Annotated in this window: 1 protein-coding gene; it reads right to left on the bottom strand. The window is 55.1% G+C overall.

Features of this window, described 5'->3' with window-relative positions:
* Positions 1-851 (bottom strand): radical SAM protein (locus tag Q0277_RS02510; protein ID WP_297995250.1); only part of this gene is annotated, 851 nt, incomplete at its 3' end.
* Between the last annotated feature and the right edge of the window lie 187 nt (positions 852-1,038).

Below are 1,038 nucleotides of genomic sequence, written 5' to 3'. Positions count from 1 at the left end.
CCCGCATCCGCAAGGCGCTTTAAAAGCTGTGCGCTGGGCTCGTCAAACATCGCCTCCACGTCGCTAGTGCGCTGAGGACGACGTGCCAAAGTATGCAATATCTCATCCTCGCTAAAGCTCAGCCGCTCGCTTGCGTATTTGGGCGCGGCGATGATATTTACGTTTTGATTTTCGATGAAAGTGGCTAGATAGCGCAGCTGCGCCTCGCTTACCCCCTGCACGCGGTATGCGGGCGGGCGATCGATCGTACCCAGATCGATCCGGTGCGGGTTGATGCGAGCTAAAGCCGCATTTAGCGCTGCAAAGTCCTCCTGCGTGTCGTTTAGCCCGCGCACGACTAGGATTTCGATATCAAGCTCGCCGCGAAACTCGCGCGCAAAATCTGCGATCGCGCTTACGATATCCTCGGCGCCGATACCCGCGTGCGGACCGTCCACCTTGCGAAAGCTTTTCGCAAGCACGCTATCTAGCGAAAATTTGCAAATATCAAGCTTCGCTAACGCCGCGCTGTTTTCGCGCACGAGTGAGCCGTTTGACAAAACGAGCAGCTTCTGCGGCAGGCGCAGCGCCTTTAGTGCGCTCACGAGCTCTGAAAAGCGCGGATGCAGCGTGGGCTCGCCATTTGCCGTGATCGTGATGACGTCAATACCCGCGTGGCTTTGTAGCGCGGTTTTCAGCTCGGCGATGACCGGGCCGATCTCACAGGGCTCGCTCATCGCGCTTACCGGCTTGCCCGCACCCAGCTCGCAATAGACGCAGTTGAAGTTGCACTGCTTGCACTGCGGGCTCAGATCGATGCCGAGGCTGCGCCCGAACCTACGCGAGGTCACGGGCCCGAAAATATATCTCATTTTTGCTCCATGATTTGATTTGCGGGGTTTGCTTGAGCGCAGAATTTTGCTTTAAATTTTGCTTTAAATTTTGCTTCCGCGCGCCGAAATTTGACGCCACTTTTATGTGAAATTCCACTTCCGCACTCTGCCCCCGCTACGACGAAATTTTAAGCTTAGAGCTTTGAATTTATCCTTAAATTTAGGG

The organism is uncultured Campylobacter sp. (assembly GCF_938030815.1).
In the GTDB taxonomy this organism is placed as follows: domain Bacteria; phylum Campylobacterota; class Campylobacteria; order Campylobacterales; family Campylobacteraceae; genus Campylobacter_B.
The sequence above is the reverse complement of the archived record's forward strand: the minus strand, read 5'-3'. Positions and strand labels throughout refer to the sequence as shown.